This window comes from Nonomuraea sp. NPDC003727 (assembly GCF_053586935.1).
Genome location: NZ_JBSFNE010000001.1, coordinates 612172 through 629432, shown reverse-complemented (window position 1 = coordinate 629432; position 17261 = coordinate 612172). Strand labels below are relative to the sequence as shown.

Here is a 17261-nt window from a genome sequence, read left to right as displayed (position 1 = left end):
AAAGCAGCCAGACGGCGCCCCCGGGAACGCGTAGATAGCGCCCCCGGGAACGGGTGACGCCGGAGGCGGTCTGGCCTCCGGCGTCGGGGTGGGTCAGTCTTCGGGCGTGATCGTTCCGCCGTTGTCGTCGTTGTCCCAGATGTCCAGCGGGTTCTCGTCGTCGGGCGGACCGAACGGGTTGCCGCGGTCCCTGTCGCGGTCCTTGTCCTTCTTCGGCGGCTTGGGCGCGCAGCTCTTGGTGCATCCGCCGAACTTGTCGGCGTCGTAGCGCGTGAAGGAGACGGGCTCGACGCCGCGGAGCGACTTGAGCATGGAGTCCTTCCAGATCCGCCCGGAGATGGTGGCGCCGTAGACGTAGCTGTAGAAGCGTCCGCCGATGGTGACGTTGGTCAGGTCGTGGTCGAAGGCGCCGCGCGGGTCGCCGAGGCTGACGGCGGAGGCCAGGTTCGGGGTGTAGCCGGCGAACCAGGCGGCGGTGTAGCCGTCGGTGGTGCCGGTCTTGCCGGCCGCGTCCCTGCCGATGCCGCCGACCTCGGTCATGGTGCCCCGGGTGAAGACGTCGGACATGACCTCGTTGACCGCGTCGGCGACGTCCTCGTCCATGACCTGCTTGCACTTGGGCTTGGCCGTGGTGATCTTGCCGTTGCGGTCGCGGATCTCGGTGATGGCCATCGGGCTGCAGTACTGGCCGCGGCCCGCGAAGACGGCGAAGGCGTTGGCGACGGTCACCGGGTCCATCTCGTTGACGCCGAGCGTGAAGGTGGGGACCTGCTGGAGCTTGCCGCCGTCGGAGCGCTTGATGCCGAGCTTCTCGGCCATCTTGACGACCTTGCAGAGGCCGACCTGCTCCTCGAGCTTCATGAAGAAGGTGTTGACCGAGCCGAGCGTGCCGGTCCTGAGGGTCTTGAAGCCGCCGCCGCCCTCGCTGGAGTTGAAGACCTGGTGCGTCGAGCCGACCCTGAGGCCCTTGCAGTCGCGGAACGGGGTGTTGTCGACGGCGGGGACGTCGTAGGTCTTGCCGGTGGAGTTGCCGTCGTCGAGCTTCCAGCCGTTCTCGATGGCGGCCGCCAGCGTGAAGGCCTTCGCGGTCGAGCCCTGCTGGAACCCGACGCCGCCGCCGTGCTTGCTGTCGGCGGCCAGGTTGATCAGGGTCTCGTTCTTCTTCCTGTTGTCGCCGAACTTGCGGCTGGCGGCCATGGCCCGGATCTCGCCGGTGCCGGGGACGACCATGGCCTGCGCGGCGGCGGGCTTGTCCTTGGCGAAGACGTACTTCTTGATCGCGGTTTCCGAGGCCTGCTGCATCTTCGGGTCGAGCGTGGTCTTGATGCGCAGGCCGCCCTGCTGGAGCCGCTTCTCGCGCTCCTCGGGGGTGGCGCCGAAGTCGGGGTTGGTGAGGATCTCGTTCTTGACGTAGAGGCAGAAGTACGGGTACTTGCTCTCCTCGCAGCCGCCCGGGATCTTCGTGCCCTTGAAGCCCAGCTTCTCCTTCTTGGCCGCCTCGGCCTCGGCGGGGGTGATCTTGCCGTACTTGGCCATCGTGTCGAGGACGAGGTTGCGGCGCTTGAACAGGTTGTCCCTGGCGGTCTTGCCGAGCGTCGGGTCGGTGCGGACCGGGTTCTGGACGGCTCCGGCCAGCGTCGCCGCCTCCGACAGGTCGAGCTCGGAGGCCGGCTTGCCGAAGAAGCGCTTGGCCGCGGCCTGGATGCCGTAGGCGCTGGCGCCGAAGTAGGAGATGTTGAGGTACTTCTCGAGGATCTGGTCCTTGGTGTACTTCTCCTCGATGGCCATGGCGTAGCGCAGCTCGTTGAGCTTGCGGTTCAGGGTCGGCGCGATGGCCGCCATGGCTTCTTTCTTCGTCTTGGCCTTGTTGAACTGCACCAGCTTGACGTACTGCTGGGTGATCGAGGAGCCACCCTGGACCACGCCGCCGCCCGTGACGTTCTTGGCCAGGGCGCGGGCGGTGCCCTCCAGGTCGATGGCGCCGTGCTCGCGGAAGCGGACGTCCTCGATCGAGATGATCGCGTCCAGCATGACGGGCGCGATCTGGTTGATCTTCACCGATTCGCGGTTCTGGTAGTAGAACTGCGCGATCTGCTTGCCGGTGGAGTCGTAGATCTCGGTGCGCTCAGGGAGCGGCGGCTCGTCCAGGTTCTCCGGCCGCAGCGCCAGCGTCTCGGTGGTCGACTTGGCGGTCAGGCCGACCCCGCCCACCGCGGGCAGGGCTATGGCGGCGGTCAGCACCCCCGCGGCCGTGCCGGCGGCCAGCAGCCGCACGACGTTCACGATGGGGTTCGACTGGTCTTTGCCCTGAGCTTGCACAGACCCAAGACTACGTCGAAAGCGCTGCCTAATCGGTAACCGGAGGCCATTTCGCCTTGACTGAGCGAGGTGACTAGTCATTCCCGGTCAAGGTACTGGCGAGAAATTGGTCCTGCCGGGGTCTGTCGGCCCGAAGGCATGGTTGCGTACGTTCTCCTCTGCGGCAACTGAATACGGAGGCTCGGCGCCCGCGCCCGTCGGCCCCAAACGACGACTCAACCACCGAAGGGGAGTGGGGTCGAAACATGTGGATCACGGATTGGACCTCCCGTGCCGCCTGTCGGGGTGCGGACCCGGACGCGCTGTTCGTCCAGGGTGCCGCTCAGAACAGGGCGAAGCTGATCTGCCGAGGATGCCCGGTCCGTACCGAGTGCCTCGCCGATGCGCTCGACAACCGCATCGAGTTCGGGGTGTGGGGCGGTATGACGGAACGGGAACGGCGAGCGCTGCTCCGGCGGCGGCCTGACGTGGACTCCTGGCGCGAGCTGCTGGAGTCCGCGAAGGAGGAGTACGAGCGGACGAACGAGCTGATCGCCGGCTGACGTCATGACAGTACGGCCGGCGGGATTCCCGCCGGCCGTACTGTCATGCTCGGGGCCGGTTCAGGCGCTGTGCCGGACGGTCGCTTCCGTTCCGGTGGCCAGCAGCCGCCCGATCTCGTGCAGTCCGGTCAGGTCGTGGACGTCCTCCGACATGGCCGCGACCTGGACGACCGGCACGGTGGGGTGGGCCGACAGGAAGTGCTCGCGCTCGCGGTGCTCGCGGGCGGCGAGCTGCATCCGCCCGGCGTGCAGGCGGAGCACGGCGGCGGTCAGCTCGTGCTCGCCCCTCGACTCCAGTTCCTCTGCGGCGGCCGCGCTGCGGGTGGCCGACAGCGCCACCGCGGGCGACTCGTGCACCCGATTGATCACCAGGCCGGCCAGCGGCATGCGCTCCTCGGCGAGCCGTTCGACGAAGTAGGAGGCTTCGCGCATCGCGTCGCGCTCGGGGGAGGCGACGACCACGAACGCGGTGCCCGGCGCCTGCAGCAGCTTGTAGGTCATCTCGGCGCGCTGCCTGAACCCGCCGAAGACCGCGTCGAGCGCCGACACGAAGGTCTGCAGATCCTTGATCACCTGCGCGCCGAGGAGCTTGGTCATCGCTCCGGCGACCAGCCCGAACCCGGCGTTGAACAGCTTGAACGCGCTGCGCCCCCCGGCCTTGGCCGGTGCCATCAGCAGCCTGATGAACCGGCCGTCGAGGAAGCGGCCGAGCCGTTCGGGCGCGTCGAGGAAGTCGAGCGCGGAGCGCGAGGGCGGGGTGTCGACGATGATCAGGTCCCACTCGTCGGAGCGGCGCAGCTGGCCCAGCTTCTCCATCGCCATGTACTCCTGGGTGCCGGCGAAGCTGGAGCTGAGCGACTGGTAGAAGGGGTTCGTCAGGATCTGGCGGGCACGCTCGGGGTCGGCGTGTGCCTCGATGATCTCGTCGAAGGTCCGCTTCATGTCGAGCATCATGGCGAACAGCTGTCCCTCGCCCGCCGTGTGGACCAGGCGCGGGGTGTTGTCCAGCTCGGTCAGGCCCATCGACTGCGCCAGCCTGCGGGCCGGGTCGACGGTCAGCACGACCGACCTGCGCCCGCGCTCGGCGGCCCGCAGCCCCAGCGCCGCGGCGGTCGTGGTCTTGCCCACGCCGCCGGAGCCGCAGCAGACGACGATGCGGGTGCCGCGATCGTCGAGGATCGCGTCGACGTCGAGAACGGGGGGAGTACGGGTCACGGTGCCTCCTTCGCCGGCGTCACGACCGTGTCGCGCCGCTCGGTCACGCGGCGCCCTCGGCGCAGATGGTCTCGGCCAGCTCGTACAGCCCCGCCAGGTCGACGCCGTCCGCCAGCAGCGGCAGCTCGTAGCACGGCACGGTGGCCTTCCGGAGCGTGGCGCGCTCGGTCTTCTCCAGTTCGGTACGGCGGGCGTGCTCGACGACCTCCGCGGCCAGCGCCTCGGCCACCGCCGTCGCGTCGCTCGCCCCGTCGGCCAGACCGGCCGCCTTGAGCCCCAGAGCGATCTCCGCCGCGTCGAATCGTCCCTTGACAGCCGAGTCAAGAACGGCCTCGGGAAGCTGTGATTCACGCACCATGTTGATGAAGATTCCACCCACGGGAAGACCGGCCGAACGCAATTCGGCAATGCCGTCGAGCGTTTCCTGGACCGGCATCTCCTCCAGGAGCGTCACGAAGTGGACGGCCGTCTCGGCGGATTTCACCACACCGCTCACGAGCTCCGAATGGTTCTTGATCGGACCGACCCTGGCCAGATCCGCCACCTCCTCGGTCACGTTGAGGAAGCGGCCGATGCGGCCCGTGGGCGGCGCGTCGAGCACCACGGCGTCGTAGACGCGCCTGCCGTTCTTGCCGCGCCGCCGTACGGCCTCGGTGGTCTTGCCGGTCACCAGCACGTCGCGGAAGCCGGGAGCCACGGTGGTGGCGAAGTCGACGATGCCCATCTTGGTCAGCGCGCGGCCGGCGCGGCGCATGCCGTAGAACATCTCGAGGTAGTCGAGCATGGCCTCTTCGGGGTCGATGGCCAGCGCGTGGACGTCGCCGCCGCCGGGGGCGACGGCGATCCTGCGCTCCTCGTACGGCAGCGGCGGCAGGTCGAAGATCTGCGCGATGCCCTGCCTGCCCTCGACCTCGACGAGGAGGACCTTGCGACCGCCTGAGGCGAGGGCCAGAGCGAGCGAGGCGGCCACAGTCGTCTTGCCGGTGCCGCCCTTACCGGTCACGACGTGGAGTCGCACGCCGTCCCAATCGGTGTCCCTAGCGGTAGCAGTCACACTTGTCAGGCTACCGAACGGTTACTTGCCGTCCGCCTTTGAGATTTCTCACACTGGGCCGCCCTCGCGGGCCACCGCGCGGCGGTCCGGAGGGGGGCTGTTCACTACGCTGGCCCTCATGAAGAAATGGGAGTATCTCACCGCTCCGGTGCTGATCCACAACACCAAGATGATCCTCGACAACTTCGGCGCGGACGGCTGGGAGCTCGTCCAGATCGTGCCGGGTCCCGACGGTCAGGGCCTGGTGGCCTACTTCAAGAGGGAGAAGGCATGAACCCCGAGGAGAAGTTGGCCGAGCTCGGCCTGACCCTGCCCGAGGTCGTCGCCCCGCTGGCGGCGTACGTGCCGGCCGTGCGCTCGGGTGACCACGTCTACACCTCGGGTCAGCTCCCGATCGTCGACGGCAAGCTGGTGACGACCGGCAAGGTCGGCGCCGAGGTGACCGTCGACGAGGGGCGGGACCTGGCGAGGATCTGCGCGCTCAACGCCCTGGCGGCCCTCAAGTCGCAGGTCGGCGACCTGTCCGCGATCAAGCGGATCGTCAAGGTGGTCGTGTTCGTCGCCAGCGCGCCGGACTTCACCGCTCAGCCGCAGGTCGGCAACGGTGCCAGCGAGCTGCTCAGGGACGTCCTCGGTGACGCGGGCGTGCACGCCCGCAGCGCGGTCGGCGTCGCGGTCCTGCCGCTGGACGCCCCGGTCGAGGTCGAGCTGATAGCGGAAGTGTAGAAGAAGGTCCATCATGACCGAGTGATGTTCTAGAGGAGGTCATGTGGACAACGGGATCCCGCTCCCCGGCGAGTTCGGGGGGCGCGCACGAGACATCCTGGCAGGACGTGTCCAGCCGGTCCCCGCGCGGGACGCCGCCACGGTGGTGCTCCTGCGCGAGGGGCCGCAGGTCTACCTCCTCAGGCGCAAGGCGACGATGGCCTTCGCCGCGGGTGCCTACGTCTTCCCCGGCGGCTCGGTCGATCCGCGCGACACCGACCACTCCGTCGCGTGGGCGGGGCCGTCGCCCGCGGAGTGGGGCGAGGTGTTCGACGCCGAGGAGAAGACCGCCAGGGGCCTGGTGTGCGCCGCCGTACGGGAGACGTTCGAGGAGTCGGGCGTGCTGCTGGCGGGGCCCGGCCCCGACACCGTCGTGGCCGACACCACCGGTGACGACTGGGAGGCCGACCGGCTCGCGCTGATCGACAGGAGCCTGGCCTTCGCCGACTTCCTCGACCGGCGGGGCCTGGTGCTCCGCTCCGACCTGCTCAAGCCGTGGGCGCACTGGATCACGCCCGAGGTGGAGCACAAGAGGTTCGACACCCGCTTCTTCGTCGCCGTGCTGCCCGAGGGGCAGCGCACGCGCGACGTGGGCGGGGAGGCGGACAAGGTCGTCTGGCAGCCGCCCGCCGAGGCGATCGAGCTGGCGCACAAGGGGGAGATCTTTCTCATGCCGCCCACCTACCGGACGCTCGCCGAGCTGGCGGGCCATCCGGACCTCGACGCGATCCTTGCCGCCGAGCGGAAGATCGTCACCATCATGCCGAGAGCCGTCGAGCGCGACGGCCGGATATGGCTGATGACATGAGCGGCCTCCACGTCCCGCTGGCGGGCCCGGACGGCACGCGCACCGACCACGCCGAGAACATCCTGGCCCCCAACCCTTCCGAGATGACGCTCGAGGGGACCAACACCTGGGTGATCGGCACGACCGAGGTGGTCGTCGTCGACCCGGGCCCGGAGGACGAGCCGCACCTGCGCAGGGTGGCCGAGCACGTGGGCGACCGCAGGGTCGCCGCGATCCTGCTCACCCACGGCCACCACGACCACAGCGGCGGGGCCAGGCGCTTCGCCGAGCTGGTCGGCGCGCCCGTGCGGGCGCTCGACCCGCGGCACACCCTGGGCGACGAGGGGCTGTCCGACGGCGACGTGGTCGAGGCCGGCGGCCTGGAGCTGAGGGTGTACGGCACGCCCGGCCACTCCTTCGACTCCCTGTGCTTCTGGCTGCCCGCCGACCGGGCCATGCTGACCGGCGACACCGTCCTGGGCAGGGGCACCACGATCATCGCGCACGACGGGAACCTGGCCGACTACCTGCGCTCGCTCGACCTGCTGCGCGCCACGGCCGAGGAGCTGGAGGCGGAGACGCTGCTGCCGGGCCACGGGCCCGCGCTGGGCGATCCCGTCTTCGCGCTCGACGCCTACATCGCCCACCGGCGGCAGCGCCTCGACCAGATCAGGGCGGCGCGCGCCGCGGGCGCCACCACGCCGCGCGAGATCGTGGAGGCGGTCTACACCGACGTCGACCGGTCGCTGTGGCAGGCGGCGGAGCAGTCGGTGCGCGCCCAGCTCGACTACCTGGACCGGTCGTAACCCTCGGAATTCCGGGACTACCGGGAACGGTTGTGCAGCCGCTCCATGTCGAGGATCACCACGGCCTTGGCCTCGATGCGCAGCCAGCCGCGCTGGGCGAAGTCGGCCAGCGCCTTGTTGACCGTCTCGCGCGAGGCGCCGACCAGCTGGGCCAGCTCCTCCTGGGTGAGGTCGTGGTGGACGCGCAGGCCGTCGTCGGTCTTGGTGCCGAACCGTTCGGCCAGGTCGAGCAGCGCCTTGGCGACCCGGCCAGGCACGTCGGTGAAGACCAGGTCGGCCAGCACGTCGTTGGTGCGGCGCAGCCGCTGGGCCAGCGCGCGCAGCAGGTGGAGGGCGACCTCGGGCCGGCCGGTGAGCCAGGGCCGCAGGTCGTCGTGGCCGAGACCGGCCAGCCGTACGTCGGTCAGCGCGGAGGCGGTGGCCGTACGCGGCCGGGGGTCGAACAGGGACAGCTCGCCGAACATCTCGCTCGGCCCGAGCACGCTCAGCAGGTTCTCGCGGCCGTCGGGGGCGGTGCGCGACAGCTTGATCTTGCCCTCGAGAACGACGTAGAGCCGGTCACCCGTCTCGTTCTCGCTGAACAGGGTCTGCCCCTTGGACAGCTGAACCTCGGTGATGCTCGTGCGCAGCGCCGCGGCGCTCTCACGGTCGAGCGCGGCGAACAGGGGGGCCTTGCCCAGCACGTCTTCGGTGTTCACTCTGCCTCCTCAGCAGTCATTGTGACGTACCCCACTGCAGAGGTCAGAGGTGACCCATGGGTAATGGCTTGAGGGGATGCCACCTGCTGGTCGCCACGACGTTCCCACCACGGAGTTTACGGACTGATCCCCCCAAAGCGTTACTCAACGGATTGTTTCCCGGGACGAACGCGCTGGCCATACCCTTGCGGAATGGCGACGAACCGTAAGCGGGGGTCGGAGACCCGGCTGGGTCTCGTACGGCGGGCTCGGAAGATGAACAGGATCCTGGCCGAGACCTACCCTGACGCTCACTGCGAGCTCGACTTCACCAACCCGCTCGAGCTGCTCGTGGCCACGATCCTGTCGGCCCAGTGCACCGACAAGCGCGTCAACATGGTCACCCCCACCCTGTTCGCGAAATATCCCACCGTCGAGGACTACGCCGCGGCGGACCGGGCCGAGATGGAAGAGATCATCAAGTCCACCGGGTTCTTCAGGGCGAAGACCAACAGCATCATCGGGATGGCCCAGGCGGTGTGCGCCGACCACGGCGGCGTGGTGCCCAACCGGCTCGCCGACCTGGTCAAGCTGCCCGGAGTGGGCCGCAAGACGGCGAACGTGGTGCTCGGCAACGCCTTCGGGGTGCCGGGGCTGACCGTCGACACGCACTTCCAGCGGCTGGTGCGGCGCTTCGGCTGGACCGAGGAGACCGACCCGGTGAAGATCGAGCACATCGTGGGAGAGCTGATCCCCAGGCGGGAGTGGACGGTCTTCTCCCACCGGGTGATCTGGCACGGGCGGCGGATCTGCCATGCGCGCAGGCCGGCGTGCGGCGTGTGCCCGCTGGCGGCGCTGTGCCCGTCGTTCGGTACCGGCCCCACGGACGCCGTCGAGGCCGCCAAGCTCGTCCGGCCGGGCCCGTTCTCGTAACCCCCGCCCGGTCCTCGGCCGGTCCCCGGCCGGTCACCCGCGGCCCCGGCGTGGTGCCGTTGCGCGATTCCGCCGGAGGAGTGCGCCGACTCCTGCCAAGGTGGCCCCACACACAGGGAAGCCCGCGACGGCGTGATGCGTTGGAGGTATGCGTGACCGACGTCCCCGACTGGCTGGACAGGCTGACCGCCCGAGCCGTCCACACCCCCGTACCGAACGGCCTGCACCCGCCCGCGCAAGGCGGCCGGCCCGCCGCCGTGCTGCTGCTGTTCGGTGAGGGCCCCAACGGCCCCGACCTGCTCCTCATCCAGCGCAGCTCCCATGGCCGCAGGCACGCGGGCCAGCCGGCCTTCCCCGGTGGCGGCGTCGACCCCGAGGACGACGGGCCCGTGGGCGCCGCGCTGCGGGAGGCGGCGGAGGAGACCGGCATCGATCCCGAGGGGGTGAAGGTGCTGTGCACGCTGCCCGAGCTGTTCGTCTGGCACAGCGACAACCGGGTCACGCCGGTGCTCGGCTGGTGGCACACCCCGTGCGCGGTCTACGCCGCGGCTCCCGACGAGGTGGAGTCCGTGGAGCGGGTGCCGCTCGCCGAGCTGGTCGACCCGGCCAACAGGATCACGCTGCGCACGCCGAGCGGCCACTCAGGCCCGGCCTTCAGGGTGCGGGGGATGCTGGTGTGGGGGTTCACCGCGATGGTCCTCGACGCGGTGCTGCGCGAGGGCGGCCTGGAACGGCCGTGGGACACGGGCCGGGTGGAGGACCTACCGCCCGATGTCCTCGATCTGGCCGCCCGTGGCTAGCGCGATCCCGAGCGTCGCCCAGTCGGCCACGTCGTCGTCGCCGTCGCGGGTGAGCCGGCGCAGCGCCGCCAGCCCTCCGGGATCGGGCGGCCGGCCGAGGACGTTCGGCAGGGCGTAGGCCGCGCCGTACCTGACCCTGGCGTCGGCGTGGGCGGCCAGCTCGATCACCGAAGGGAGCGAGCGCGGGTCGCCCAGGTGCCCGAAGGCGATCAGCACGGAGAAGAGCACCATGGGGTCGTCCTCGCTGGCGGCCAGGAAGCGCAGCACGGGCAGCGCCCGGTCCTTGAAGGCGGCCAGCTGGCCCATGATGTCGATGCCCAGCAGGCGTTCGGCGACGTCCTCGCCCGCGCACAGCCGGCGTGCCTCGGTGAAGGTCTCCAGATCCCCGCGCTCCTGCAGCGTGGAGATCACGTGCCAGCGCACCGGTCCGCCGGGATCGGTGTCGTCGAGAGCCGCCTCGATGAGATCGCGCATCATGGGCAGGCTATTGCCCCCGTACGGCGGGTCCTAGCGGAAGACGTTCACGCTTGACCGTATCGCTGGATACCTTTGAAGCGTGCGCGGTGATCTGCTCGACCTCATCCTGATCGGCCTCGTGATCGCCTTCGGCATCTCGGGTTACCGTCAGGGCTTCATCATCGGCGCGATGAGCTTCGTGGGGTTCGTCGGCGGGGCCGTGCTCGGCGTGTACATCGCGCCGCCCATCGCCAGGGCGGTGGTCGACGGCGAGACCGAGCAGGCGCTGCTCGCGATCGTGATCGTCTTCCTGGCCGCGACGATCGGCCAGTTCGCCTCCTCGACCGTCGGGGCGGTGGTGCGCAGCCACGTGACGTGGGAGCCGGCGCGGGTGGCCGACGCGGTCGGCGGCACGTTCGCCAGCGCGCTGTCGGTGCTGGTCATCGCCTGGCTCATCGGCTCGCTCGTCGTCTCCACCTCCTTCACCGTGCTCAGCACCCAGGTGAAGGACTCCCTGCTGCTCAGCACGGTCGACGAGGCCGTGCCCGACGCCGCGCGCAACTGGCAGCAGCCGTTCAAGGACTTCATCGACAGGTCGGAGTTCCCGCCCGTCTTCGACGCCATCGCCAACGGGCCGCTCGTCGAGGTGCCGCCGCCCGCGCCGCGCAGCCAGCTGCAGGGGCCCCGGCTGCAGAAGGCGCAGAAGGCGATCGTCAAGGTGCAGGGCACCGCGCCGAGCTGCAGCAAGCGCATCGAGGGCACCGGGTTCGTCTACGCCCCCGACCGCATCATGACCAACGCTCACGTGGTCGCCGGAGTCACCCGCGACCTCAGGATCACCGACCAGGCCGGACGGTCGCGCGACGCCGAGGTCGTCGTCTACAACCCCAAGCGTGACATCGCCATCCTCCACGTCCCGAACCTGGGCATCCAGCCGCTCGCCTTCGAGGGCACCGCGGAGAAGGGCGACAACGCGATCATCGCGGGCTTCCCGAAGGGGCAGGGGTTCACCGCCGAGTCGGCCCGCATCAGGATCAAGCAGCTGGCCAAGGGGCCGGACATCTACCGCGCCAACGAGGTCGAGCGCGAGGTCTACGCGATCCGCGGCAAGGTCCTGCCGGGCAACTCGGGCGGCCCGCTGCTGACCGTCGACGGCAAGGTGTTCGGGGTCATCTTCGCGGCCGCGACCAACCAGGCCGAGACCGGTTACGTGCTGACCGCGGGCGAGGTCAGGCCCGACGCCGTCAGGGGCGAGCACGACACGACGCCCGCCGACACGATGGACTGCGACTAGTGCCCAGGACACTGACCGCATGGCTGCACCGTCTCGACGGCCCGCGTCTGGAGCGGGTGCTCGCGGCTCGGACGGACGCCGCCTCCCCTCCCGAGCCACGGTCGCTGAGCGAACTGGCGGACCGCCTGCAGCGTCCCGGGTCGGTGGCGTTGGCGCTGCCGCGGCTCGCGCTGCCGCATCTGCAGGTGGCCGAGGCGCTGGCGGCGCTGGGGCCCGTCCCGCGCGAGGCCCTGGCGGACCTGCTGGACGCGACGGGCGGACCGGCCGCGCAGGGGCTGGACGCGGCGCTGGAGACGCTGGCCGATCACGCGATGGTCTGGCCGGACGCCGACGGGCTGCTGCGTATCGCGGTTCCGCTGCGGCAGGCGTGGGACGCCCCGTTGGGGCTGGACGCGCCGGTGGCGGACCTGCTGGCCGGAGCGACCTCGGAAGCGTTGCGCGGCATCCTGGTGGCGCTGGGCGTCACACCTCCGGGCACCAAACCGCAGCGGCTGGCCGCCCTGGTGGAGCACCACAGCGACCCCGGACGGATCGCGGCGGTACTCGCGCGGGCACCGGCGGCGACCAGGACACTGCTCGAGCGCCGGGCGAGCGCCGCGGCGCGACAGCCCGGGTTCATCGTGTTCGGTGCCGTTGAGGCCGACCCGGAGCCGGGCGCGCGATGGGCGCTGGAGCGGGGACTGCTGGTCCAGGACCGCCACCGGTACGGCCCCGTCCGCATGCCGGCCGAGGTGGCGCTGGCCGTGCGCGGTCCCGGCTGGCACGCTCCGTTCGTGCCCGCGCCGCCCGCCGTCGCGCTGGTGTCCGTCACCTCGCAGGAGGTGGATCGGGAGGCTACGGCCGCGGCCACGGCGTTCACCGCCCATGCCGCCTCCGTCCTGTCGGCGTGCGCGGCCTCGCCCGCGGCCAGGTTGAAGTCCGGCGGGGTCGGCGCGCGTGAGCTGGTCCGCCTCGGCAAGGCGGCGCGGTGCGACGAGGTCGTGGTGCGCGTCGTCCTGGAGACGGCGCACGCGGCCGGGCTGCTGGTCTGGGACGGCGAGCACGTCGCGGCGACCGGCACCTACGACGCCTGGGCGGAGCAGGAGCCCGCGGACCGGCTCGCGGATCTTCTCCGAGCGTGGCGCGCGCTGCCGCTCACCCCCTCCCAGACCCGCGACGCGGACGGCAAGGCGCTGCCCGCGCTGGCCGGCTCGCCTCGCTGCGACGGCTGCGTGCAGGCCCGGCACGGGCTGTTGACCGCCGCGGCCCAGCTCCAGGCGGGCACGGCGGTGAAGAGCGCCGAGGACCTGGGGCCGTTGATCGCCTGGTACCGCCCGCTCGCCGACCAGCTGCCGCAGGACCGGACGGCGTTCGCCACCGTGATCCGCGAGGCGGAGCTGCTCGGCGTGCTCGCCCGCGGCGCCCTGTCGCCCATCGGCGCCGCCCTGCTGGCCGACGACGCCGAAGGGGTGACCGCCGCCTGCCGCGAGCTGCTGCCCGAGGCCACGGGGACGGCACGGATCGGTGCCGACCTCACCGCCGTCGCCGCCGGCACAGCCTCCGCGCGGCTCACCGCGCTGCTGGACTCCGTCGCCGACAGGGAGGCCGGCGGCACGGCGTCGATATGGCGGTTCAGCGCGGCCACCGTCCGCCGGGCTCTCGACGCCGGCCGGACACCTGACGGCATCACCGCCGACCTGGCCGCCATAGCGGTCGGGCCGCTGCCGCAACCGCTGTCGTTCCTGATCGCCGACACCGCCCGCCGCCACGGCCGGATGCGCGTCGCCCCCGCCGCCTGCGTGATCCACGGCGAGGATCCCGCCCTCCTGGCCGAGCTCGCCGCCCACCGCAAGCTCGCCGAGCTCGGCCTGCGGCGGCTGGCGCCGACGGTGCTGGTCGGCCGGGCTCCGCTCGACACGACCCTCGCCGCGCTCAGGGCCGAGGGTTACGCCCCCGTCGCCGAGACCGCCGACGGCACCGTACGCGTCGAACAGGGCCCGCGCCACCGCGCCGCCGCCCCGGCCGCGGCGCGTCCGGGCAGCGGCGGCCGGGCCCGTCCCCGGAAGGCCGGGGCACGCACGGCGCGGAAGGAGGAGACCGTCGACCTCGCGACGCTGGCCGCCCGGCTGCTCACCGTACGGCCTGCCGCCCCGGAGGCCGGCGAGCCCGGAGGGGCTTCCGGCAGCGACACCGAGGAGATCATCGCCGGGTACGCGCGGCGGCTGTCCCACGCGGACGTGCGGCAGCTCGCCCACGCGGTGGACGGCGGCCAGGCGATCACCGTCGAGTACGTCGCCACCTCGGGCAGCCGCACGGTGCGCACGCTCAGCCGGCTCGATCTCGATCCGCCCTACCTGCACGCCTGGTGTCACCTGCGGAACGACGAGCGCGTCTTCACCCTCTCCCGCATTCTCGGCGTCATGCCCGCCTAGCGATCAGGCGCGCGACATCAGAGCGCGGACAGCACGGCGCCGATCGCGGCCGCCGGGTCGCTGCCCTCCTCCAGGGTCAGCGCGACCCTGGCCACCTCGTCGTACGGCTCGCCGTACCGCTGGACGCGGGCCGCGCCCCTGGACAGCAGGGTGACGGCGCCGCGCCCGTTGCCGCGCTGCAGGTGGGTGAGGCCGACGCAGATCTGGGCGAGCCCCTGCCAGAGGTCGCGTTCGTGGTCGGGAGCGCACTTCCAGCGGCCCTCGAAGACCTCGTGGGCGTGGAACGGCCGGCCGTCCGTCAGGTAGGCGCGGGCGTCGGCGAGCGCCTGGCCGGTGGTGGGCGCGTAGTCGTCGGGCACCCGGGCGACGCCCTGGGCGCCGTGCGGCAGCGGCCTGCCGTACTCGTCGCGGGGTCGCGCGTTGCGCGGACGGCCCTGCGGATCCCGGTCCCGCGCCGGCCCGGCGTTCATCGACCCGGCTCGCCGTCGCTCAGCCAGGCCAGCAGCTCGGTGTCGAACGTCTCGGGCACTTCCTCGTGCGGGAAGTGCCCCGCCCCCTCGACCAGGCGCCAGCGGTAGGGCGCGGCGACGAAACGGCCGGAGCCATGCGCGGTGCGCGGCAGGATGCAGGTGTCGAGCGCGCCGTGCAGTTGCAGCGTCGGCGCCTCGATCTCGGCGCGCATGGCGCGGGCGTAGCGGTAGCCGTCGGGGCGCAGCTGGGAGCGGCCGAACCAGCGGTGGTACTCCAGCGCGCAGTGGGCGACGGCCGGGATGCCGAAGGCCTCGCGGTAGACGCGGGCGGTCTCGGGCTCCGGCCAGCCGGGCCGTGACCACTCGTCGAGCAGCCGGCCCACGAGCTCGCCCCCACGACGGGTCAGCCGGTGCTCGGGCAGGAAGGGCAGCTGGAAGCCGAGGGTGTAGCCGCTGGCCTTGAGCTGGCCGAACGGATCGGTGCGCAGCGCGCCGCGCAGCCGTACGGGATGCGGGGCGCCCACGACGACCAGGCGGTGCACGGACTTGGGGTCGGTCACCGCCATCGTCCACGCCAGCAGGCCGCCCCAGTCGTGGCCGACCACGATCGCGCCGGTCTCGCCGAGAGCGCGGATCAGGCCGGTGGCGTCACCGGCCAGCGTGGGCAGGTCGTAGCCGCGGGGCGGCTTGTCGCTGCCGCCGTAGCCCCGCAGGTCGACGGCGACGGCGCGGTAGCCCGCCGCCGCCAGGCTCCGCAGCTGGTGCCGCCACGTCCACCAGAACTGCGGGAAGCCGTGCAGCAGCAGCACGAGCGGGCCCTCGCCCGCCTCCACGATGTGGAAGCGGGTGCCGCCCGCGTGCACCGCCCGGTGCGTCCACGGCCCGTCCAGCTGGACGAAGCTCTCGTCAGGCATCCGGTTTCACCAGCTCGCCCTCTGGTGTGGCGATCTCCTTCAGCTCCCTCAGCGACCTGGTGGTGCGCTGCATCCCGGCCAGGCCCTTCAGCCTGCGGGTGCCGATGAACACCAGCAGCGCCGCCACCAGCAGGTAGAACACCGTGACGATGGCGAAGGCCAGCCACGTCGCCAGGCCGATCTCCACGAGCAGGTAGGCGATCGCGAACGAGGCCAGGATCAGGCACAGGTGCGCCATGAAGGCCGCAGCGGCGAACAGACCGGCGGCCGTGCCGACCCGCTTGGCGTCGAACCTGAGCTCGGCCTTGGCCAGCTCGATCTCCGAGCGGACCAGCGTCGAGATGTGGTCGGTCGCCTGAGCGACCAGCGCGCCCAGGGATTCTTCGTCGGAAGTCTGCGGCATGAACGTCTCCTATCGGGGCCAGGTGCCCGTGTCAATCATCATCCAGTCCAATGCGACGCTTGCGCACCCGGACGTGGAGAAGCGTCGCCGCCAGCACCGAGGCCACCAGGCTGGCGGCGAGGATCCCCGTCGTCACGGCCGCCGCCCGTGACTCGTCCGCGCCGAACGCGAGGTCGCCGATCAGCAGCGACACCGTGAAGCCGATGCCGCCCAGCAACGAGACCGCCGCCATGTCCCGCCATCGCAGCTCCTCCGACAGCCTCGCCATGCCCAGCCGTACCGACAGCCACGAACCGCCGAACACGCCAAGGAACTTACCGATGACCAGTCCCGCCATCACCCCCAGGACTACCCGATCAGTGAAGATCATGCTCACGGTGTCCGCGTCCAGCCGTACACCGGCCGACAGGAACGCGAAGACCGGCACCGCGACACCCGCCGAGATCGGCCGCACGTAGTGGTCGGCCCGCTCGGCGGGCGAGCTGTCCTCGGCGCCGACGGTCGTGACCCTGGTCAGCAGGCCGAGCGCGACGCCGGCGACCGTCGCGTGCACGCCGCTGGACTCGATGAAGTACCAGGCCAGTACGGCGAGCGGCAGGTAGACCCAGATGCTTCTGACGTGCCTGCGCTGCAGGACGCCGTAGACCGCGAGCGCGGCCACGCCGGCGAGCAGCATGACGGCGTCGAGGTGGTCGGTGTAGAAGACCGCGATGATCGCGATGGCGCCGAGGTCGTCGACGACCGCGCAGGTCAGCAGGAACGCGCGCAGCGAGGCGGGCATCGCGCTGGCCGTCACGGCGAGCACCGCGAGGGCGAAGGCGATGTCGGTGGCGGTGGGGATCGCCCAGCCCCGGGCGGCGTCCTCCACGCCCCAGCTCACCGCCAGGTAGACGAGCGCGGGGACGATCATGCCCGACACCGCGGCGATGATGGGCAGCGCGGCCTTGCGCAGGTGGCTGAGCTCGCCGTGGACGAACTCCTCCTTCACCTCCAGGCCCGCGACGAAGAAGAAGATCGTCAGCAGGCCGTTCTGGGCCCACCTGTAGAGCTCCATGTCGAGGTGGAGCGCGGCGGGGCCGAAGGTGGCCGTGCGCAGGGCCTCGTAGGAGTCGTAGGCGACGTTCGCCCATACCAGGGCGGCGAGGGTGGCCAGCAGCATGATGATGCCGCCGAGGGTCTCCGTGCGCAGCGCCTCGGCGAGGGTGCGGGCGTAGCGGACGGTCGGTCGGAGCGGCCACACGTCGGCGGCTCGGCGCACAGTCTTCCCCCTTGGCGTACGGGTGTGATCGGTCGTATTCGCCGACCAGACTTCCCGGCACACCAAGGCACTATTTTACCCATATCGCACGCCATGGGCGGAGGCGAGCGCCCACGGAACCGGAAGACCCCGGCCCCGCCCCTTGCGGGACGGTGTC

General features: G+C 71.3%; 18 protein-coding genes. 9 read left to right on the top strand and 9 right to left on the bottom strand.

Annotation, left to right across the window (positions count from 1 at the left end):
• Nucleotides 1-93: 93 nt before the first annotated feature.
• Nucleotides 94-2283, bottom strand: a complete 2190-nt coding sequence (locus ACWDLG_RS03190) for a transglycosylase domain-containing protein (RefSeq protein WP_449915439.1) — start codon at nucleotides 2281-2283, stop codon at nucleotides 94-96.
• A 281-nt stretch (nucleotides 2284-2564) separates the two neighbouring features.
• On the opposite strand from ACWDLG_RS03190, the gene ACWDLG_RS03185 reads away from it, so the two are divergent.
• Nucleotides 2565-2861, top strand: a complete 297-nt coding sequence (locus ACWDLG_RS03185; protein WP_148036282.1) for a WhiB family transcriptional regulator — start codon at nucleotides 2565-2567, stop codon at nucleotides 2859-2861.
• Nucleotides 2862-2921: 60 nt separating this feature from the next.
• Here the strand turns inward: ACWDLG_RS03185 and ACWDLG_RS03180 are convergent, their stop codons facing one another.
• Nucleotides 2922-4076 carry an ArsA family ATPase gene (locus ACWDLG_RS03180; RefSeq protein WP_449915437.1) on the bottom strand — a complete coding sequence of 385 codons (1155 nt, stop codon included), beginning with the start codon at nucleotides 4074-4076 and terminating at the stop codon, nucleotides 2922-2924.
• A 43-nt stretch (nucleotides 4077-4119) separates the two neighbouring features.
• The gene (locus tag ACWDLG_RS03175) at nucleotides 4120-5130 is read right to left on the bottom strand and encodes an ArsA-related P-loop ATPase (protein ID WP_449915434.1); all 1011 of its coding nucleotides are present in this window, start codon (nucleotides 5128-5130) and stop codon (nucleotides 4120-4122) included.
• Nucleotides 5131-5248: 118 nt separating this feature from the next.
• On the opposite strand from ACWDLG_RS03175, the gene ACWDLG_RS03170 reads away from it, so the two are divergent.
• Genes ACWDLG_RS03170 through ACWDLG_RS03155 form a run of 4 tightly spaced genes read left to right on the top strand, consistent with a single transcriptional unit; the run spans nucleotide 5249 to nucleotide 7488 of the window.
• Nucleotides 5249-5404: a hypothetical protein gene (locus tag ACWDLG_RS03170; RefSeq protein WP_354907925.1), complete on the top strand. Its 156-nt coding sequence runs from the start codon at nucleotides 5249-5251 to the stop codon at nucleotides 5402-5404.
• Nucleotides 5401-5856, top strand: coding sequence for a RidA family protein (locus ACWDLG_RS03165; protein ID WP_449915431.1), 456 nt, complete (start codon nucleotides 5401-5403; stop codon nucleotides 5854-5856). Before ACWDLG_RS03170 ends, ACWDLG_RS03165 begins: the two co-directional genes overlap by 4 nt.
• A 43-nt stretch (nucleotides 5857-5899) precedes the next feature.
• On the top strand, nucleotides 5900-6703 hold the full coding sequence (locus tag ACWDLG_RS03160) for an NUDIX hydrolase (protein WP_449915428.1): 804 nt from the start codon (nucleotides 5900-5902) through the stop codon (nucleotides 6701-6703).
• Entirely contained in the window at nucleotides 6700-7488 is a 789-nt protein-coding gene (locus ACWDLG_RS03155) for an MBL fold metallo-hydrolase (protein WP_449915425.1), read from the top strand. The genes ACWDLG_RS03160 and ACWDLG_RS03155 overlap by 4 nt, the downstream gene beginning before the upstream one ends.
• A gap of 17 nt (nucleotides 7489-7505) precedes the next feature.
• Here the strand turns inward: ACWDLG_RS03155 and ACWDLG_RS03150 are convergent, their stop codons facing one another.
• Nucleotides 7506-8186 carry a Crp/Fnr family transcriptional regulator gene (locus ACWDLG_RS03150; protein ID WP_354907920.1) on the bottom strand — a complete coding sequence of 227 codons (681 nt, stop codon included), beginning with the start codon at nucleotides 8184-8186 and terminating at the stop codon, nucleotides 7506-7508.
• 192 nt (nucleotides 8187-8378) lie between these two features.
• On the opposite strand from ACWDLG_RS03150, the gene nth reads away from it, so the two are divergent.
• Both nth and ACWDLG_RS03140 read left to right on the top strand, forming a co-directional pair.
• A complete protein-coding gene (nth, locus tag ACWDLG_RS03145; RefSeq protein WP_449915422.1) occupies nucleotides 8379-9098 on the top strand; it encodes an endonuclease III in 720 nt (239 codons plus the stop codon).
• Nucleotides 9099-9250: 152 nt separating this feature from the next.
• On the top strand, nucleotides 9251-9898 hold the full coding sequence (locus tag ACWDLG_RS03140; protein ID WP_449915420.1) for an NUDIX hydrolase: 648 nt from the start codon (nucleotides 9251-9253) through the stop codon (nucleotides 9896-9898).
• Here ACWDLG_RS03140 and ACWDLG_RS03135 read toward each other — a convergent pair.
• Nucleotides 9860-10375 carry a HEAT repeat domain-containing protein gene (locus ACWDLG_RS03135; RefSeq protein WP_354907916.1) on the bottom strand — a complete coding sequence of 172 codons (516 nt, stop codon included), beginning with the start codon at nucleotides 10373-10375 and terminating at the stop codon, nucleotides 9860-9862. The genes ACWDLG_RS03140 and ACWDLG_RS03135 overlap by 39 nt on opposite strands.
• A 79-nt stretch (nucleotides 10376-10454) precedes the next feature.
• On the opposite strand from ACWDLG_RS03135, the gene ACWDLG_RS03130 reads away from it, so the two are divergent.
• The gene (locus ACWDLG_RS03130) at nucleotides 10455-11648 is read left to right on the top strand and encodes a MarP family serine protease (protein WP_354907915.1); all 1194 of its coding nucleotides are present in this window, start codon (nucleotides 10455-10457) and stop codon (nucleotides 11646-11648) included.
• Complete coding sequence (locus ACWDLG_RS03125) at nucleotides 11648-14059, top strand: helicase-associated domain-containing protein (RefSeq protein WP_449915415.1); 2412 nt, start codon at nucleotides 11648-11650, stop codon at nucleotides 14057-14059. The genes ACWDLG_RS03130 and ACWDLG_RS03125 overlap by 1 nt, the downstream gene beginning before the upstream one ends.
• Before the next feature lie 17 nt (nucleotides 14060-14076).
• Here the strand turns inward: ACWDLG_RS03125 and ACWDLG_RS03120 are convergent, their stop codons facing one another.
• Genes ACWDLG_RS03120 through nhaA form a run of 4 tightly spaced genes read right to left on the bottom strand, consistent with a single transcriptional unit; the run spans nucleotide 14077 to nucleotide 17104 of the window.
• Nucleotides 14077-14529: a DUF309 domain-containing protein gene (locus tag ACWDLG_RS03120; RefSeq protein WP_449915412.1), complete on the bottom strand. Its 453-nt coding sequence runs from the start codon at nucleotides 14527-14529 to the stop codon at nucleotides 14077-14079.
• Nucleotides 14526-15443: an alpha/beta fold hydrolase gene (locus ACWDLG_RS03115; protein WP_449915410.1), complete on the bottom strand. Its 918-nt coding sequence runs from the start codon at nucleotides 15441-15443 to the stop codon at nucleotides 14526-14528. The genes ACWDLG_RS03120 and ACWDLG_RS03115 overlap by 4 nt, the downstream gene beginning before the upstream one ends.
• Nucleotides 15436-15846 carry a phage holin family protein gene (locus ACWDLG_RS03110; protein ID WP_449915406.1) on the bottom strand — a complete coding sequence of 137 codons (411 nt, stop codon included), beginning with the start codon at nucleotides 15844-15846 and terminating at the stop codon, nucleotides 15436-15438. Before ACWDLG_RS03110 ends, ACWDLG_RS03115 begins: the two co-directional genes overlap by 8 nt.
• Before the next feature lie 31 nt (nucleotides 15847-15877).
• On the bottom strand, nucleotides 15878-17104 hold the full coding sequence (gene nhaA, locus ACWDLG_RS03105) for a Na+/H+ antiporter NhaA (protein WP_449915405.1): 1227 nt from the start codon (nucleotides 17102-17104) through the stop codon (nucleotides 15878-15880).
• Nucleotides 17105-17261: the final 157 nt, after the last annotated feature.

Coding starts and splice junctions, on each gene's coding strand:
- ACWDLG_RS03120 (WP_449915412.1), bottom strand. CDS start 14,529: ATGAACGCCGGGCCGGCGCGGGACCGGGATCCGCAGGGCCGTCCGCGC.
- ACWDLG_RS03165 (WP_449915431.1), top strand. CDS start 5,401: ATGAACCCCGAGGAGAAGTTGGCCGAGCTCGGCCTGACCCTGCCCGAG.
- ACWDLG_RS03185 (WP_148036282.1), top strand. CDS start 2,565: ATGTGGATCACGGATTGGACCTCCCGTGCCGCCTGTCGGGGTGCGGAC.
- ACWDLG_RS03135 (WP_354907916.1), bottom strand. CDS start 10,375: ATGATGCGCGATCTCATCGAGGCGGCTCTCGACGACACCGATCCCGGC.
- ACWDLG_RS03155 (WP_449915425.1), top strand. CDS start 6,700: ATGAGCGGCCTCCACGTCCCGCTGGCGGGCCCGGACGGCACGCGCACC.
- ACWDLG_RS03115 (WP_449915410.1), bottom strand. CDS start 15,443: ATGCCTGACGAGAGCTTCGTCCAGCTGGACGGGCCGTGGACGCACCGG.
- ACWDLG_RS03110 (WP_449915406.1), bottom strand. CDS start 15,846: ATGCCGCAGACTTCCGACGAAGAATCCCTGGGCGCGCTGGTCGCTCAG.
- nth (WP_449915422.1), top strand. CDS start 8,379: ATGGCGACGAACCGTAAGCGGGGGTCGGAGACCCGGCTGGGTCTCGTA.
- ACWDLG_RS03170 (WP_354907925.1), top strand. CDS start 5,249: ATGAAGAAATGGGAGTATCTCACCGCTCCGGTGCTGATCCACAACACC.